The sequence below is a fragment of the Bacillus sp. BR3(2024) genome, assembly GCF_039134555.1.
Taxonomy (GTDB): Bacteria; Bacillota; Bacilli; order Bacillales; family Bacillaceae_G; genus Bacillus_A; species Bacillus_A cereus.
The window spans coordinates 2,316,511-2,337,889 of sequence record NZ_CP152433.1 but is presented as its reverse complement, the minus strand read 5'-3'; the positions used below and the strand labels follow the sequence as shown (position 1 = coordinate 2,337,889).

Below are 21,379 nucleotides of genomic sequence, written 5' to 3'. Positions count from 1 at the left end.
GTTCATTGCTTTGCATCTTTTATACTCTCTACTTTTCCGTTAATAAAATGGACTTCTCTTTTATTCCTTCAAATTCATTTAGTAGATACATAGCTATTTTTTCAACTGCAGGTGAATCTACTATTTCCTCATGTGATCCAGGGACTGAATACCTATTTACTCTACCTTTTAATAAAGGTCCCCAATCTGTAAACAACTCTTTTCCTTCCTCAGCACTAAAGTAGAGAACTTCTCCAGAGTATGGTATTAAATCATGCTCTGCCATTAAGTTCAGGCATTTCCTATGAGCATTGATAACTTGCTTCAAATTCATAAGATTTGCATCAGGCGGGAGTACTCCCTCCATAATTAATCGCTCCACAAGCATATCTTGTTTATGGATGAGGCCTTCTTCCTGCTCAGTAAAATCTCTAGGAATGAAATGCTCATATATATATGAGAGCATTTCTTCTCTTGTTTTATAGTCCTGCTCTGAAGGTACTTTAGTATCCATTAGTATCAACAACTCAACTTCCTCACCTTGATTCTTTAGTACAGTTGCGATTTTATAAGCAATTGCACCGCCTAAAGACCATCCTCCAAGACGATATGGACCTTCTGGCTGAACACGTTTGATTTCTTCGATGTAAAGTTGAATTACTTCCGGCAAAGTTAACTCGTCAATTTCTTTCTTTTCTATAAGAGGATTCTGTAAACCATAAAATGAACAATGGTTCTTAAGCAATCTTGCTAGTTGAATGTAACAGAATACATTCCCCATAAACGGATGAACGCAGAAGAAAGGTCTTTTCTCTGATTCTTGTAGTGGAACTAGCGCTACTACTGATTTCGTCATATCATGCTTATCACGAATAAGGCATGCGATTCCTTCCACTGTTGGATTCTTAATCAATGTAGACACCTTAATCTCTTTTCCAAACTTCTCCTTAATTTTTGAAATCAATTTAATTACAAGGAGAGAATGTCCCCCTCTATTAAAGAAATCATCATTTACATAGACATCTTCTATCTGTAACACATCCTGCCAGATTTTAATCAACTGATATTCAATTTCATCCCTTGGAATGATTGGTGTAGACAAATTATTTTCTCTTTGAATTGTTAAACTGTTCAATGCCTTTCGATCAACTTTTCCATTCGGTGTAAGAGGAATCTTGTCTACCTTTATAAAGTGTGCGGGAACCATATAATTCGGTACTTGTGTCTTGAGATATTCACGCCAGTCATGCATACTTCCATCTCCAACTACATAAGCAACCAATCTCTGCTCTCCTAATTTATCCTCTGTTACCAAAACTACTGCTTCTTTTACCAATGGATGCCTCTCTATACTCGCTTCAATCTCTTCAAGTTCAATACGAAAGCCCCTAATTTTCACTTGATTATCAATTCTTCTCAAGTAATCTAAATTACCATCAGGTAAATAACGAACCAAATCTCCCGTACGATATAAACGCTCTTCTTCATTAAATGGATGACGGATGAATCGCTCTGTTGTTAATTCTGGACGATTCAAGTATCCTCGCGCTATACCTGCACCACCAATATATAGCTCACCTGTTACACCAACTGGAACAGGTAACAAATTTTTATCTAATACATAAGTTTGAACGTTCGGCAACGGACGTCCAATTGTAACTCTCTTACTATCTATTTCGATATGATAACACGTTGCATCAACCGTACATTCTGTAGGACCGTATACGTTATAAAAATCAATTTTTTCAGTCTCTACTAGCTGTTTCCATAATGACGGCATGATTGCTTCACCACCGACTAATATCTTACTTGGTACATGAACATCAGCACTTGTTTCTAGTAATCCTCCATCTATAAGTAATTGAAGTAATGAAGGTGTCATATCAAACATTTCCAATTTATTCTCCCTAATATAAGACACAAATCGTTCCGGATTAGTGCGAACTTCACTTGGGATAATATATAAACTTGAACCATACAGCAGCATTTGTAATTGCTGAATAGATACATCAAAGGCAATTGACGCATTCAAACCGACGCGCATATTACTAGGTATGTCATGTGAGAAAACTTCTTTTTGTAAACCATAGGATAGGTTTATTACAGAATGGTGCTGTACTAAAGCCCCCTTTGGATTCCCTGTCGAACCAGAAGTATAGATAACATACGCTAAGTTTTCCCCTGTTACCTCACATATTGGTGAAAGTTTGCTTTCTTGAGAAAGCATTGCTTGGTCCCTATCTAGGCAAACTGTCTTGATGTCTTTAGGTATCCATCCTAGTAATACCTCATTTGTAACTAACACTCTAATTCCCGTGTCTTCTAAAATATATTGCAGGCGGCTTTCCGGATTCGATGGATCTAATGGAACATAGGCTGCTCCAGCCTTCCAAATTCCCATGAGACCAACAACCATCTCAACTGAACGCTCAAAGCAAAGGCCAACTAATGACTCTGTCCCAATTCCACATTTCTGTAAATGATGGGCTAATTGATTAGCTCTTTCATTCAGCTCTCGATATGTTAGTTGCTGTTTTTCATCTACCACTGCCAACGCGTCAGGCGTACGATTTACTTGCTCTTCGAATAGTTGATGGATTGCATTCTCACGTGGATAGGATATAGTATTATTATTCCATTCTTCCAATAGCTTTCTTTGTTCAGCTTCCGTAATATATACTAGCTCCGATAGATTTTGATCAATGTTTTTGAGCATTTGCATTAACACTTGGTGTAAATGACCCAGCATTCGTTCAATGGTTACTCTATTAAACTTACTACGGTCATACATTAACTTTAACGATAACTGGATTCCTGGAACTACAGCTAACCCTAATGGGTAGTGGGTTTGTTCTACCCCTTCCAATTCACCAATTTCCAGATTTTCTGAAGACTCCTCTTTCACTGGATAATTTTCAAACACATATAAACTATTGAACAGCGGTATTCCTCTAGGAACTTCACTCCACCCCTGAATCTCTGTCAAAGAAGCATACTCATATTGTCTTCTTTCTATCTCTTCCTCTTGTATCTTCTGCAACCAATCTATTAATTTTATATCATCCATCAATTGAATTCGCGTCGGTGACGTTGTAATGAAAGGACCTACGATGTTTTCAACATCAATAATCTCCGTAGAACGCCCTGAGCTTGTTACACCAAAAACAATGTCATTTTCTCCACTATATCGGCTCATGAGATATGCCCATGCACCTTGAATTACTGTACTCAAAGTAAGTTTATTGCGTTTCGCCCATCCTTGTAACGCTTGAGTCTGCTCTTCTGATAAATACGTAACCTTCTCTGTGTAACCTTTTTCTTCCTCTTTACTTTCTAAGCCCAGCAAAGTTGGCGCAGTAAAACTTTTTAGCTTCTCTCTCCAGAATTGTTCCGCCTGCTCCTTATCTTGCTCTCTTAACCATTGGATATATTTCTTATATGGTGAGGACTTAGGTAACTTCACAGCTTCTCCATTCATTCTCTTCTGATAGACTGTAAGTAATTCATTAAATACTAATGGTAAACTCCATCCATCCAGTAAAATATGGTGATGGGTCCAAACAATCCGATATTCTTCCTCACCTTCTTGAATGACTGTTACCCGCATCAATGGTGCTTCATCAAATTGGAAGGCTTGTTTTCGATCTAATGCCAAAAAGACTTTTCTTTTTTCCTCTATCTCTTCACTTGTCATTGTACGCCAGTCTTCTTTGTTCACTTTAAATGGGATATTTTCATAAACCACTTGTACAGGTTCTTCAATTTCGTCCCATACAAATGCTGTACGAAAAATTTCATGCCGCTGAATTACAGATTTCCACGCCTGCTCAAATGTAGAAATATTCATTTTTCCTCGAATCATAAAACTCAATTGCACTATATACGGTGCAACATGTTCATCCCCTTGGTCATGCAATGTGTGGAAAATCATACCTTCTTGCAAAGGTGATAGTGGATATAAATCAGTAATCTGATTGTTCTTTCCGCGATGCATTTTGTTTAGTACATTTGTCAAACCTTCTTGGCTAAGATTAGCCATTGCAAAATCCGAAATGATCAGTGCAGATTCTCTATCTGAAAATTGAATCAATGTACTCAGTTGATATATCATATTCTGTGCAATACTTTGAATCGTTGATTTGGCAAATTGTCCAACATTGTATACCCAAGTGAACTGAAGTTTTCCATCCGTTACAACCCCAATTACATCAATTACATGCGATCGCTTGGAACCGGCAGCATGATCTAAACGCTTAAATTCGTTCTCCGGAATAAACATTGCATCGCTAGAAAACATTTGGTCAAATTGTCCAAGATAGTTAAAACTAATAGACGGTGTATATTGGGAGCTTAATGGCTCACACATTGTTGTGTTCATGTAACGCAACACCCCATAATCAACACCCTTATTAGGAATTTTGCGAACTTGTTCTTTAACTGCTTTTAATGCTGCAATTGGGGTATTAGCACTAGTAATATTTAAATGAACTGGGTAAATACTTGTAAACCATCCCACAGTTCTCGATAAATCAACATCTTCAATAATCTCTTCTCGACCATGTCCCTCTAAATCTACGCTCAATATCGGCTGCCCCGTACATGCTGCCGTAGCTTGTACTAATGCTGCTAATAATACTTCATTGATTTGGACACGGTGAATGCTTAAAGTCTCTTGCAATAACATACGGGTCTCATTCTCATTTAACACCACAGTAATTTCCTCAGTTACTGCGCTTACTGGATTACTTATAGTACCATCTACCGGCAATTTAACTACGTCTTGTTCAGCCTGCTCCTCCCAGTAATGTAGCACTTCTTTTGATAGTCCAGTTTCAGCGTAATGATGTAATTTCTCCGACCATTCTTTAAAAGATGTACTCTTCATAGGTAATTGAATTTTCTGACCTTGGACTACTTGCGTATATGCTGTTTGCAAATCTTCCAATAAAATTCGCCAAGAAACACCATCCACGGCTAAATGATGAATTGTCCAAAATAATCGGCCAGCGTGCTCACCTTCATCAAAATACACCATTCTCATTAGCGGACCCTCATGTAAATTCAAACTTTCTTGTGCAACATTAATCTCTTTTTGAATAACCTGATGCCAATCCGCTTCCGGCACTTCGTCTAATGAAATGACAGTAAGCATCAATTGTTCTTCTATTCCTTCATTCCACTGTTTCCAAACCCCATTAGGTAAACGTTCATATCTTAAACGCAGAGCATCATGATGAAGTAGAAGGTTACCTGCCGCCTTTTCCAGTGATCCTATGTCCAATTTCTCTTTCGTTCTGAAGAACATGGATTGATTCCAATGATGTGGGTTAGGATGATTTTGTGCAAAAAACCTTTGCTGAATAGGTGTAAGTATCGTCTCTCCAGTTATAATTCCTTGTTCAGCTTGTACACCTTGTTCTTCTTTGACTACTTGCGCCAACTCAGCAATCGTTTGGTGTTCAAATATTTGTTTTGGTGTCAATTGTAAACCAGCTTGCTTCGCGCGCGCGACAATCTGAATGCTAAGAATTGAATCTCCACCAATTTCAAAGAAGTTATCATTCATACCAATACGTTTTGAACCTAGCACACGTTCCCAAATGATAGAAAGCTTATGTTCACGTTCATTTCTTGGGGCCACGTATCCTTCTTGTGTTCCTTGATAATCTGGTATAGGTAACGATTTCCGATCAATCTTTCCATTTATGGTTAGCGGTAATTCTTTCATTTCGACAAAGTAGGAAGGTATCATATGGATTGGCAGCTTTGTTTTAAGATACTCTCGCCATTCTTCTAAATTGCCTTCGCCCACTACATAAGCTACCAGCCTCTTATCTCCCGACTGATTTTCCCTAACCATTACAACTGCCTCTTTTACCAAGTCATGCTCTTGTAAAGTCGACTCAATCTCTCCAAGTTCAATTCGAAATCCTCTAATCTTCACTTGATTATCCATTCTTCCCAAGTAGTCTATATTACCATCAGGAAGATATCTCACAAGATCACCTGTTCTATATAACCTCTCGCCTTCTTTGAATGGATGAGAAATAAATCGTTCGGATGTTAACTCTGGACGATTCAAGTACCCCCTTGCTAGACCTGCTCCTCCGATATAAAGTTCCCCCATCACACCAACTGGAACTGGCAACCTATTTCTATCTAATACATAAGTTTGGATGTTAGGCAATGGACGCCCAATTGTTACTCTCTTACTATCTTTTTTGATATGATAGCATGTTGCATCAACCGTACATTCTGTAGGACCATATACATTATAAAACTGGATTTTATCAGTCTCTACTAGCTGTTCCCATAATGACGGCATAATTGCTTCACCACCAACCAGTACCTTACTTGGAACATGAACGCAATCGCACGTTTCTAACAATCCGACATCTATAAGTAATTGAAGCAATGAAGGTGTTATATCAAAGATTTCTAACTTGTTCTCCCTAATATAAGCTACAAACTGCTCCGGATCACTTCGTACTTCGCTTGGAATAATATACAAACTTGAACCATAAAGCAGCATTTGTAATTGCTGAATAGATGCATCAAAGGCAATTGACGCATTTAAACCGACATGCATGTTAGATGGTATCTCATGTTCGAAAACCTCTTTTTGTAAACCATGCGACAAGTTTATTACAGAATGATGCTGTATCAAGACACCCTTTGGGTTCCCCGTCGATCCCGAAGTATAGATAACATACGCTAGGTTTTCTCCTGTTACTTCACATTTTGGTGAAAGAATGCTTTCTTTTGAAATCATTGCCTGATCCCTATCTAGACAAACTGCCTTGACTTCTTTGGGGATCCAACCTTCTAATGACTCATTCGTAACTAATACTTGAATTTCAGTGTCCTCCAAAATATATTGTATGCGACTTTCTGGATATGATGGGTCCAATGGAACATATGCTGCTCCAGCCTTCCAGATCCCCATAATACTAACAATCATCTCAACTGAACGCTCAAAGCAAATTCCAACTAATGATTCAGTCCCAATCCCACATTGCTGAAGATAGTGGGCCAATTGATTAGCTTTTTCATTCAGCTCTCGATATGTTAACTGCTGTTTTTCATCTACCACTGCTACCGCATCAGGTGTACGATTTACTTGCTCTTCAAACAACTGATGAATCGTACTTTCCCGTAGATATGCTACAGCATTATTATTCCACTCTTCCAACTGTTTTTGCTGTAATCCTGATAATATAGGCAACTTAGCTAATGATTTATCAGGATTCTCCACGATTACATTCAACCAGTTTCCAAAATGTTCAGCCATGGATTCAATAGTTAAGCTGTCAAATAAATCAGTTCTATAAACAAAAGTAAGTAATAAACCCTCTTCCACTTCTGCAGCTGTTAAACTTAAATCAAACTTAGCGATTGGAGCATTACTTTCCATTACTTCTATATTTCTTCCATGTAGTTCTGGTAGCTTCTGTCCCGTATTTTGCAAAGTAAACATGGTTTGGAAAATCGGAGAATGGCTTGTATTTCGTTCAGGTTGGATAACCTCTACAATTTTCTCAAACGGAACATCTTGATACTCATACGCCTTCAATGCTTTTATCCGTACTTGAGATAACAACTCTTGAAATGCCGGTGCATTACTTAAATCAGCTCGATAAACCAAGGTGTTGACAAAGAAACCAATTAGCCCCTCAATTTCTCGATAATTTCGATTTGCAATTGGGCTGCCAACAATAATATCCGTTTGTCCCGTATAACGAGCAAGGAAACTTTGATACGATGCCAATAAGGTCATGAAAAGTGTGGCCCCTTCTTGACGACTTAGTTCGTTTAATTTATCCAGTAATGAGCGTGACAACAAAACATTATGAGTTAATCCATGATGGGTTTGCACTGGCGGACGCGGACGATCCATTGGCAACATTAAGACTGGTAACTCACCAGATAATTCTTCCTTCCAATATGCAAGTTGTTGATATAGTACTTCATCTTTCAACCATTCTCTTTGCCACTGAGCAAAATCGGCATATTGAACTGGTAGTGGTTCCAGCTCTGCTTGTTTTTCACCAATCGCATTCTCATAAAATGCCATCCATTCTTGAAGTAAGATTTCCATCGACCATCCATCTGAGATAATATGATGCATATTACACAGAAGAACCCATTCTTCTTCTGAAATTCTTATGAGTTTCCCACGGAACAATGGCCCTTGTTCTAAATCAAATGGAGATTCGACTTCAGTTTGAATCCATTGCTCCAACTTTCTTTCTCGCTCCTCTAATGAAAGCTTAGTTAAATCCATTTGGAGAAGCGGACGGAAAACGTACGGTTGAATCTGCTGCACAGGATAGCCATCCTCTTCATAAAATACAGTCCGCAAAGATTCGTGACGCTCTATCAACTGATTCCATCCCAACTCCAATGCTTCAGGTAACCAATTCCCTGTAAGGCGGCATGCCATTGGCATATTATAAAGTGCACTATTAGGTGCAAATTGATCAATAAACCATAAGCGCTGTTGGGCATAAGATAGTGGAATATTATTTCCGCGTTCCATCGGCACCAATGGTGGAATTTCTCGTTTTTCGCTCCCCTTACGTAACTGATCTATTCGTTTCGATAATGCCTCGACCGTTGAATATTCGAACAGTTCACGTACCGGTAATTTGATTTGAAAGACTTCCTGTAAGCGTGAGACCACTTGTGTAGCAAGTAGAGAGTGACCACCAAGCTCAAAGAAAGAATCCTGAACACCAATTTCTTTTATTCCTAGCACTTGACTCCACACTGAAGCGATAAGTTCTTCCAGCGGAGTTCGTAGGTATACAGTATTTTCGACGGATTGTTCACTAAGTATAGGCAATGCCTTCAAATCAAGTTTTCCATTCGGTGTAAGTGGTAAAAATTCCATCTCAATAAAGTTTGTTGGAACCATGTAATTAGGTAAATGTGTTTGTAGATGTTCTCGCCATTCATGTAAACTTCCTTCACCAACTACATAAGCTACTAATCTCTTGTTACCTTGATTATCCTCTCGTACCAATACAACTGCTTCCTTCACAGAAGAATGTGCCTGCAAAACAGCTTCTATTTCTCCCAATTCAATCCGGAAACCACGAATTTTCACTTGGTCATCTATACGTCCATGGAACTGGAGATTACCATCAGAAAGATAACTTGCTTTGTCTCCTGTATAATAGAGACGTTCTCCTGACTTGAAAGGATGTGGAATAAATTTTTCCTTTGTAAGATCCGGACGATTAGCATATCCACGTGCAAGACTCTTCCCTCCAATATAGAGATCTCCAATTACACCAATTGGTACTAGCTGAAGATGAGGATCTAACACATAAACTTCTGTATTCGCAATCGGTCGACCAATCGATGGCGTACCTGTTGTCACTCCTACAGGTACATAACAATCTGTGGTAACAACGGTATTTTCCGATGGACCATACTGATTAATTACCGCAAAAGGAATATCGTTAGATGGGTACTGCGTTAATTGATCCCCACCAGTAATGATAAAACGAAGATCCGTTTTATCTGGCCAAGATAATTTCAAGAGCCTTTCCAGAATAGGCGTAGGTGCAAAGCTAGCTGTTATTCGTGAATCGATGAGCCAGTCCCTTAGTGCTTCTGGATTAATTCTCAGTTCCTCTGTTGACAAGTAGAGTGCTGCGCCAGCAGTTAGATACGGCCAAATCTCCTGGACAGCCGAATCAAAAGCAACCCCTGCAATCTGAGTCGCACGATCCTCTGCTGAAATATGATAAACTTCCTGATGCCAAGAAACCATATTCATTAATGAGCGATATTCAACCATGACACCCTTCGGTTTTCCTGTAGAACCAGAGGTATAGACAATATAGGCTAAGTTCTCTGGATTTATTTGACGTGTAGGTGCGATTACGCTTTCCACCGTTAATTCTTCTAGCCTCACCATTTCGACGTGTGCGAAATGTCCTTCTTGCCCTTCCGCCGTCACTACAAATTGAATTCCTGCATCTTCAATCATGTATTCTAACCTTGATTTTGGATACAACGGATCTAAAACGACATAAGCTCCACCAGCTTTTAAAATGCCTAGTAAACTTGCCATCAGCTCAGCTGACCTCGGAAGATAAACTCCTACCACTGACTCTGGGGCTACTCCCTTTCGCTGTAAAACATTTGCCAACTGATTTGCTTGTGCATCCAGTTCACCATAAGTCCACTGTTTTGTTTGATCAACTACCGCAATCGCATCAGGACGCCTTGCTACTTGCTCCTCAAATTTGTCGCAAACAAGACCCTGATGAGACATTTCCATTACAGTGTCATTCCATGTTTCTAATAACAAAGTACGTTCGGGTTCTGATAGCATGCTCAGGTCATGCAACGGATTTTGTGGGCGATGAGAAACTTCATGTAGCCATTTCTCAAAGTGTCCTGCCATCCGTTCAATAGTAGTAGCATTGAATAAATCCTTATTGTACTCAAAAGTAAAAAGTAATCCCTCTTCCGTCTCAACTGCCATTACACTTAAATCAAACTTTGCAATTGGACTATAGCTTTCTATCATTTCAATACTTCTACTAGACAACACCGGTAATTCTTGTTTCATATTTTGCAAGATGAACATAGTCTGGAAGATTGGCGAATGACTTGTACTTCGCTCCGGTTGCACAACTTCTACAATTTTTTCAAATGGAATATCTTGATATTCATACGCCTTCAATGCCTTTTGACGAACCTGATACAGTACATCTTGAAATGTCGGTCTACCACTTAAATTAGCTCGATAAACCAGCGTGTTAACGAAGAAACCAATTAGTCCTTCAATTTCTCTATAATTCCGATTCGCAATTGGGCTTCCGACCAGGATATCTTCTTGTCCCGTATAACGAGATAGAAAACTTTGATATGCAGCTAAAAGCGTCATGAAGAGTGTAGCCCCTTCTTTTCGACTAAGTTCATTCAATTTATCATGTAGCGTGCTTGGCAGAACCAGAGTGTATATCGACCCGTGATGAGTTTGTATTGCGGGACGCGGGCGATCCACAGGAAGTTGGAGTACAGGAAGCTCCCCAGACAATTCTTCCCTCCAATATTGGAGTTGTTGATCAAGCACCTCCTCCTTTAGCCATCCTTTTTGCCACTGAGCAAAGTCGGCATATTGAACCGGTAATGGTTCAAGTTCCGCTACCTTTCCATCCGTTGCTTTCTCATAAAATGCCATCCATTCTTCAAGTAGGATTCCCATTGACCATCCATCTGAAATGATATGATGTAGAGTACAAAGGAGTATCCATTCTTCCTCTCCCACGTGCAAAATACTTGTCCTGATTAATGAACCCTCTGTTAAATCAAATGGCACTTCTGTTTCTTGTTGAATTAAACGTTTAACTTCTTCTTCTTGGTCTTCAGAAGAAAGCATAGTTAAATCCGTTTTCGGAATTGATTGAAAAGCATACGGTTCAATTTGCTGTACGGGTTGACCGTTCACTTCGTGAAAGACCGTCCGCAGTGATTCATGACGTTCTATTAGTTGATTCCATCCCGTTTCCAATGCTTCAAGTAGCCAATTCCCTGTAAGGCGGCATACCATTGGTATATTGTAAAGGGCACTATTAGGTGTAAATTGATCAATGAACCATAAGCGTTGTTGGGCATAAGATAGTGGGATAGCTTCTCCTCGTTTCATTGGTATCAGCGGCGGAATCTCTCGTTTTTTATCTCCTTTACGTAACTGATCTAATCGCTTTGCCAGTGACTCCACCGTTGTATATTCAAATAGTTCACGTACTGGTAATTCAATTTGAAAAATTCCCTGTAAACGTGAAACTACTTGAGTAGCTAGTAGTGAATGACCACCGATTTCAAAAAAGGAATCCTGAACATTAATATTTTTTATTCCTAACACTTGGCTCCAAACGGAAACGATAAGCTCCTCCACTGGTGTTCGTGATGAAGTAATATCTTCACTTATGAACTGTTCTTCTAATTCCAGTAAGGCTTTCCGATTCACCTTACCATTTGGAGTGAGTGGCATAACTTCAATTTTGAAAAAGTATGCCGGAACCATATAATGTGGCAGTTGCTTCTTGAGATATTCACGCCACTCCCCAGTATCGCCTTCACCCACTACATAAGCTATTAACTGCTTATCTCCTGGTCGATCTTCCTTCACCAACACGACTGCCTCTTTTACAGATGAGTGATCATGTAAAGCTGCTTCAATTTCTCCCAATTCAATTCGGAATCCTCTAATTTTAACTTGGTTATCTATTCTTCCAATATATTCTAAGTTACGATCATTCATATATCTCACCAAGTCACCCGTTCGATATAATCGTTCCCCATCCTTAAAGGGATGCGGAATAAAACGTTCAGTAGTTAAATCCGGTCGATTGAAGTAGCCACGTGCTAATCCTACTCCTCCAAGGTAAAGTTCCCCTGCCACACCAATCGGGACGACTTGTTGATATTGATCTAACACATACAACTCTGTATTATCAATCGGACGACCAATCGGAATAAGCATTGGTTCTTTTTCTAAATCACAATCGTAATAAGTCACATCCACAGTTGCTTCAGTAGGACCATACAAGTTAATTAACTTTGTTTGCTGAACATTGTAAAAGATCCCCTTAAACCGGCGAACCTGCTCAGTGTTTAACGCTTCTCCACTAGTAAAAACTTGAATTAAAGACGATACATCCCTTTTCGAATTATATAGTTCCATATAATCTAAGAAAGTAGATAACATCGACGGAACAAAGTGCATGGTGGACACGCGATATCGTTCAATATACTCCTCAATCACCGCAGGATCTTTCTCTCCTCCTGGTGGAAGTAAACAAACACGTGCTCCTACAAATGACCACCAAAATAATTCCCATACAGAAACATCAAATGAAAACGGTGTCTTTTGTAGGATTGTATCCTCCCCGGACAATGGGTATTTTTTCTGCATCCACTGTAGGCGGTTGATAACGGAATGATGTTCAATCATTACCCCCTTTGGATTTCCCGTCGAACCCGAAGTGTATATAATATAGGCTAAGTTATTTGCTGTTACTCCACTTACCGGAGCTAAATTACTCTCTTTAGAAATCATCACTTGATCCCGGTCTAAACAAATTGCTTGAATATCTTTAGGTAACCAGTCCTGTAGTGCCTCTTTTGTTAACAGCACTTGAATTTGTGAATTCTCCAAAATATATCTCAGGCGGTTTTCAGGATAACTTGGGTCCAGTGGGACATAAGCCCCACCTGCCTTCAAAATCCCAAAGAGACCGATAATCATATCAGGAGAACGTTCAATACATATACCAACCAATGATTCAGGTCCGATACCTCGTTTTTGTAGAAAATGTGCCAATTGATTCGATTTTTCATTTAGTTCTTGATACGTTAGCTTTCCACCCTCATAAACTACCGCCACTGCATCAGGTGTCCGTGCAACTTGTTGCTCAAATAGCTCATGAATCATACAATCATGACCATAAACTACGTCCGTATCATTCCATTCTTCTAAGAGTTGTTTTTGCTCAGTATCCGATAACATTGACAGCTTTGTATATGATTCATCTGGATGATACGTGATTTCATTTAGCCAGTTCTCAAAATGTCCTGCCATACGTGCAATGGTACTACTATCAAATAAATCCGTGTTGTATTCAAATGAGACGAATAGACCTTCTTCCACTTCATAGGCAGTTAAGCTCAAATCAAATTTAGCAATAGACATATTACTTTCTACCATTTCAATACTTCTATCAGGCAAATCTAGTCGTTCTTGTTTTATATTCTGTAGCGTAAACATGGTCTGAAATATAGGGGAATGACTCATGCTTCGTTCAGGTTGCACAGCTTCTACCATTTTTTCAAATGGTATATCTTGATATTCGTAAGCTTTTAACGCCTTTTTCTTTGTTTGGTTCAAAATCTCCCGAAAAGTAGGGGTGCCACTCAAATCTGATCGATAAACCAATGTATTAACAAAGAAACCAATTAATCCTTCTACTCCCTTATGGTTCCGATTTGCAATCGGGCTACCAACTAGAATATCTTTTTGTCCCGTATAACGAGCGAGAAAGCTCTGGTATGCGGCCATTAAAGTCATAAATAAAGTGGATCCTTCTTGTCGACTTATATCCTTCAATTGACTGAGCAATTTATAAGGAAAAATCACGTGATGCGCAGCCCCAGAGTAAGTCTGCTTAACCGGTCGAGGTCGATCCACTGGCAGTTGTAAGATAGGAAGCTCACCAGACAATTCTTCCTGCCAATACGTAAGCTGACGATTTAGCACATCACCTTGCAACCACTCCTTTTGCCACTTCGCAAAGTCTGCATATTGAATAGATAATGAACTTAATTTAGCAGGATTTCCGCCTGTTTCTTCTTCATAGAAAGCAAGGCATTCATTCATGAATATACCAATGGACCAAGCATCAGAAATAATATGATGCATCGTACACAGTAATAACCATTCATCCTTCTCTAATTGAACAAGCTGATTACGAATTAAAGGACCATTCATTAAATCAAATGGTTCTTGCGCTTCTCTCGCAATTAAACTATCTACCTCTTTTTCTTTTACTTCTAGAGGAAGTTGAGAGTAATCCCTTACAGATAATGCGCTAGGAAGGAATTCGACAATTTGTTGCACAGGCTGTTCTCCTATTTCTTTAAAAACAGTTCGTAATGATTCATGACGTTCAATGAGTCGATTGAATCCCTTCTCTAATGCTTCAGGTATCCAATTTCCTTTTAGATGCCATACTGTTGGAATATTATATAAAGAACTGTTTGGGTTAAATCTGTCCATAAACCACAAACGTTGTTGTGCATAAGACAACGGGAGTGCTTCTTTATTCTCCTTTTTTTGCATTTGCTTCTGAAGCCATGCTCTCTTCTCAGGAGAAAGTGAACTCAGCTTTGCAAGTAAATCACTTCTCATTTTTTTACCCCTTCCTCAATCAAATTACTCTCGAATATCCCATGTGCTTCTTCCTCTGATAGCTCTTCTAATTGCTTAAGCAGTTCTAATAATTCTTCATCATTACTGACTTCTGCTTCTTTTTGAATATAGTCTTGAAGACTTACATTCTCCTTACTATCATTCTGCATTTCTTGATTTTTGTTATAGAGCAATTGATCAATCTGTTCTGCCAATTGCTGCACCGTATGAAATATAAATAAATCATGCAATGGTATCTCGATTCCAAAAGCCTCTTTAAGATTGGAAACAGCTTGCGTAGCAAGTAATGAATGTCCACCAATTTCAAAAAACGAATCCTGAATTCCGATGTTTTCCATACCTAAAACTTCATGCCATATCGAAACAATTGTTTTTTCCGTAGACGTACGAGGGGCAATATAACAACTCGCTATCTCCTGCTTCTCTGGTGCTGGTAAAGCCTTCCTATCAATTTTCCCATTAGGAGTGAGTGGAAATGCATTTAATCCAACAAAATAGGATGGAATCATATAATTTGGTAGTTGATCCTTGAGATAATCACGCCACTTTTGAGCATCCCCGTCTCCTACAACATAGGCGATCAAACGTGGATCGCCAGGATAATCTTCCCGCACCATTACAATAGCTTCGTTAACTAATATATGCCTTTGTAATGCCGCTTCAATTTCTCCTAGTTCAATCCGGAACCCACGAATTTTTACTTGATGATCAATTCGTCCAACATACTCCAAATTTCCATCTGGTAAATACCTTACTAGATCTCCAGTCCGGTATACTCGCTCTCCTTCTTTAAACGGATGCGATATAAAAAGATTTTGCGTTAAGTCAGGGCGGTTTAAATATCCACGTGCTAACCCTGATCCACCAATGTATAGCTCACCAACTACACCAATTGGAACCATTTTTTGTTCGGCACTTAGTACATATACTTCTGTATTGAATATTGGTTTACCAATTGGTGGTACCCTATGCATGACACCCTTTTCTAATTCCATATACGTGGAATACGTAGTATCTTCGGACGGTCCATATAGGTTGTACACCTTTTCGATTGTACTTCTCTCGTATAAATCTTGAACAAGCGAATATGGCAATGGTTCTCCAGCCAAATTCATCACCTTTACCGAAGAAGGGATTGTTTTTGCTCGAACCAGTTCCTTCGCTACCGATGGCACAGTATTAACCAAAGTTACACCTTTGGTAGACAACTTCTCTAGATGTAGAGCATTTTCAGTGACAATCACCTTACCACCCATCGTTAAGGGAACAAATAATTCAAAAACGGATAAATCAAAAGATAGCGAAGTTGAAGCTAACACTCCCGCTAATTCCTTTCGGGAATACGTGCGATGCGCCCAATGAATCATTGTTACTGTATTCCTGTGCTCAATCATTACTCCCTTTGGATTTCCAGTGGAACCTGAAGTATAGATAATATAGGCTAAGTTATCGCCCGTCACTTCACTCATACATACCGTAGTTACTTCTTGTTCTATTTCTGCTCGATTACGATCAATACAAATCACGTCAACAAATTTAGGTATAACCATTTTTTGTTGTAACTTTTCCTGTGTCACCAGTACCTTTATTTGAGTATCCTCTAAAATATATTGCAGTCGACTTTCCGGATACGCTGGATCAATTGGGACATATGCTCCTCCTGCCTTCATAATTCCTAAGAGGCCTACAATCATCTCAGATGAACGTGTAACACAAATCCCAACCAATGATTCGCAACCTACACCATTTTTCTGTAAATAATGTGCCAACTGATTCGAGCGTTCGTCCAACTCTCGATATGTTAGTTCTTCATCTTCGCACACTACTGCAATTGCTTCTGGTGTTTTTTTCACCTGTTCTTCAAACATTGTATGAATCGTACTTTCTTCCATATCTATAACACGCGATTTATTCCATTCCTCTAGTAGTTGCTTATATTCTACTTTCGATAACATATTCAGTTCTGATAGTACACATTTTGGATGAGAGACAATTTGATTTAACCAATGTTTAAAATGACTTGCCATACGCTCAATGGTTGTATCATTAAACAAATCAGTATTATATTCAAAGGTTAGTGATAATCCTTCTTCCGTCTCAGAAGCAAATAAACTCAAATCAAATTTGGCAACAGAAGCATGGCTTTCCATGAGTTCCATTTGTCTTTCAGATAGCTGAAGAAACTCTTGTTTCGTATTCTGTAAAGTAAACATAGTTTGGAATATTGGTGAATGACTTGTATTCCGTTCAGGTTTTACGGATTCTACCACTTTCTCAAATGGGATGTCCTGATACTCGTATGCTTTTAGCGCTTTTTTTCTTACCTGCGACAAAAGTTCTTGGAACGTCGGATTTTCACTGAAATCAGCTCGATAAACCAACGTATTTGCAAAGAATCCAATTAATCCCTCAATCTCTTTCACATTTCGATTAGCGATTGGGCTTCCAACTATAATGTCGTCCTGTCCTGTATAACGAGAAAGGAAGCTTTGATACGCTGCCATCAATGTCATAAATAAAGTGCATCCTTCTTGCAGACTTAAATCTTTGAGCTTTTCCTGTAGGGAATTCGCCACTATTAAGGACTGACTTGCACCACGATGGGTTTGAACTGCAGGTCGAGGACGATCCATCGGTAATTGTAAAACCGGTAGTTCCCCAGATAATTCTTCCTTCCAATATTGAAGATGCTGATTCAAATTCTCCTCTTTTTGCCATTCCTTCTGCCACATGACAAAATCTGCATATTGGATAGATAACTCCTTCAATTCCACTGGTTTTCCGGTTAGTGCTCCTTCATAAAAAGCCATCCATTCTTCAAGTAAGATTCCCATTGACCATCCATCTGAAATAATATGATGCATCGTACAAATGAGAACCCATTCTTCCCTGTCCACTTTCAATATTCGTGTTCGAATCAGAGGATCTTGTCCAAAATGAAATGGTTCCTCCGCCTCGTTTTGAATAAGGCGTTGCATTTCTTTTTCCCTATCTTCCAAAGAAAGATCTGTTAGATTCGTTTGAGGAATATGTCTGAACACATGAGATTGAACCTGTTGAAAAGGTTCACCCTCTTGTTCTAGAATTGTCGTCCTTAATGATTCATGACGCTCCAACAATTGATTCCATCCGACCTCCAATGCTTCAATTGACCATTTACCTGTTAAGCGACACGCTGCATGAATATTGTACATAGCACTATTTGGCATTAATTGATCAATAAACCATAGACGTTTCTGCGCATAGGAAAGTGGGATAATTTCTTCTCGTTTCATAGGTACAAGAGGAGCAACCTCTCGTTTTTTATCTTCTTTTCGTAACTGATCCACTCGTTTCGCCAATGCTTCCACTGTATCGTGCTTGAAAAGTTCACGTAATGGAATTTTAATTTGGAACAGTTCTTGCAATCTAGAGACGATTTGAGTAGCAAGTAGTGAGTGCCCACCACGTTCAAAGAAGGAATCCTGAATACCAATATTTTCCGTTCCTAACACTTGACTCCAAACCGAGGCAATAAGCTCTTCCGATGGCGTCCGAGGTAGCACATTTAAATCTTCAATAGCTTGCTCATCAGGTGTTGGCAAGGCCTTTCGATCAATTTTCCCATTCGGAGTAAGCGGGAAGTGTTCTAACTCTATAAAGTGCGCTGGAATCATATGATTCGGTAATTGGTTTTGTAAATACTCTCTCCACTCTTGGGTATTTCCATCGCTTATTACATATGCAACCAATCGTTGATCACCTGGACGATCTTCTCTAACTAATACAACAGCCTCTTTAATAAACGAACATTTTTCTAAAGTGGCTTCAATTTCTCCTAATTCAATCCTAAAACCACGTATTTTGACTTGATGGTCCATTCTACCTATAAATTCTATATTTCCATCAGTTAGATATCTTACTGAATCTCCTGTTCGATATAGTCGTTCTCCCAATTGGAATGGATGCGAAACGAATTTTTCAGCAGTAAGATTCGGACGATTTAAGTATCCACGTGCCAAACCAGCACCACCAATATATAACTCACCCTCAATTCCTATTGATTGCAAGCGTTGATTTTGGTCTAATACATATAATTGCGTGTTCTGTATTGGTTGCCCAATAGAAACAAATTCTTGATTAGGCTGAATATCAAATGCATTCACATAAATAGTGGCTTCAGTTGGCCCATAAAAGTTGGTTAATTTCACTTGTCCACTATAATCCCATTTCTGTTGAAAACGTCTAACTAACCCTGAACTTAGTTCTTCTCCACCAGAAAATACATGGCGTACGGACGAACAATTCATGTTCAATTCAATATGATTGAAGTGGTCTAAGAAAACAGATAACATCGAAGGTACAAATTGAACTATAGTAACCTGATGTTGTTTAATCACTTCAGCTATAATAGAAGGATCTTTTTCTCCACCTGGAGGTAGGAAAGATACACTTGCACCAACGTGAATGCCCCAAAACAATTCCCAAACAGAGACATCAAATGAGAATGGCGTTTTCTGCAAGACCACATCCTTTTCAGAAAGCGGATATTTATGTTGCATCCATTCTAGATAATTAATTACTGAATGATGCTCAATCATTACTCCCTTTGGATTCCCTGTAGATCCTGAAGTATACATAACATACGCTAAATTTTCTCCTGTTACACCACTTATACATGGGGTTGTTTCTTCTTTTTCAATTGCAGTGTAATCTTTATTCATACAAATCGTTTCTATATTTTCAGATACAAACAAATTTTTAGAATTCTCTTCCGTCACTAGTACTTCGATTCCAGCATCCTCTAATATATATCGAAGTCGACTCTCTGGATAAGTAGGGTCAAGTGGAACATACGCTGCTCCTGATTTTAGAATACCTAATAACGCTATCATCATTTGTAATGAACGTTCCATATATACCCCAACTAGAGACTCTGGGCCTACACCATGCTTTTGTAAATAATGAGCTAGCTGATTTGCACGCTTCTCCAACTCTTTATAGGTAATTTGTTCATTTTCGTAACTAGCCGCGATTGCTTCCGGTGTTTTTTTAACTTGCTCCTCAAACATCGTATGAATCATGCCTTCAGCCGAATAATTAACTTGAGTATGATTCCATTCCTCTAGTAACTGTATCTGTTCTTCTTCTGTTAAATAAGTAATTTCAAATAGTTTTGAATCTAGGCTCTTCGTCATCTGAATTAATATTTGCAATAAGTGATTCTGAATCCGATTTATTGCTTCTTCATTAAAATAGCTTCGATCATACATCAACTTTAAAGTAATTTTCTTACCGGGCATTACAATGAGTGTTAAAGGATAATTTGTTTGTTCCGTGCTTGTAACATCTAGTAATCTTAAATCATCATTTCTCTCACCTTGAATTGGATAATTTTCAAACACATACAAGGTATGAAATAAGGAGCTATTTCGCGGAACCTCACTCCAGCCTTGAATATCTATCAACGAATTATACTCATACTGTCTTCGTTCCATTTCTTTCATTTGTATTTTACGAAGCCAATCTACTACTGATGTATTATCCGCTAATCGAATTCTGGTAGGTAATGTGTTAATAAATAGCCCCACCATATTCTCTGCTCCCATTAAATCAGTAGGACGTCCAGCGCTAGTTACGCCAAATACGACGTCACTGTCACCGCTATACCTACTCATCAAATAAGCCCATGCACCTTGTACTAACGTATTCAACGTTAATCGACTATTTCGTACCCACTCTTGTAAATTCTCAGTAAGTTCCTCAGATACTTGATAAGCACACTCCCCATAACCCTTCTCTTGTCCTTGATCCTTTCTTTCCATTGCTAATGGAGTAGGTGCATAGAATCCTTTTAATTCTTCTTTCCAAAATTCCTCTGCTTGACTTTGATCTTGTTTATTTATCCATTGAATATATTTTTTATAAGGAAGAGATTTAGGAAGATTCAACAATTCTCCCTTTATCATCTTGAGATAAACTTCCATCACTTCACTAAAGACCAATGACACACTCCATCCATCTAGCAAAATATGATGATGTGTCCAGATAATTCTCGTTTCCTCTTTTGCTTCTTTAATCGCAGTGACTCTCATCAATGGTGCTTCATCCAATAAAAATCCTTTCCTACGATCTGCAGTCAAAAACTGTTGTAATTTCTTCTCCTTCTCCTCATGCGAATAGGTACTCCAATCCTCTTGATGAATAGTAAAAGGAAGACGTTCGTAAACTGCTTGTAGAGGTTTTTCTACTTCTTCCCAAACAAATACTGAGCGCAGAACCTCATGTCGTTGAATAACATATTCCCAAGCTTTTTCAAAAGTAGCAACATCCAATTGCCCCCCGAGCAAGAAACCTACTTGTACAATATAGGAAAAAGAATGTTCATCATCTTGATCGTATAAAGTATGAAACAGTATTCCTTTTTGCAAAGGTGATAAACCATATATATCAATAACGTCTCCCATT

The 21,379-nt window shown here is 38.7% G+C and carries 2 protein-coding genes; both read right to left on the bottom strand.

The genetic code is table 11. The features are described 5' to 3' along the window. Positions 1-28: 28 nt before the first annotated feature. Positions 29-14,911, bottom strand: coding sequence for a non-ribosomal peptide synthase/polyketide synthase (locus V7S45_RS12010; protein WP_342761837.1), 14,883 nt, complete (start codon positions 14,909-14,911; stop codon positions 29-31). Beyond that, positions 14,908-21,378, bottom strand: coding sequence for an amino acid adenylation domain-containing protein (locus tag V7S45_RS12005; RefSeq protein WP_342761836.1), 6,471 nt, complete (start codon positions 21,376-21,378; stop codon positions 14,908-14,910). Before V7S45_RS12005 ends, V7S45_RS12010 begins: the two co-directional genes overlap by 4 nt. Between the last annotated feature and the right edge of the window lies 1 nt (position 21,379).

What these genes read in the sequence shown, in the direction of transcription:
- V7S45_RS12010 (WP_342761837.1), bottom strand. Translation starts at nt 14,911, where the DNA reads ATGAGAAGTGATTTACTTGCAAAGCTGAGTTCACTTTCTCCTGAGAAG.
- V7S45_RS12005 (WP_342761836.1), bottom strand. Translation starts at nt 21,378, where the DNA reads ATGGGAGACGTTATTGATATATATGGTTTATCACCTTTGCAAAAAGGA.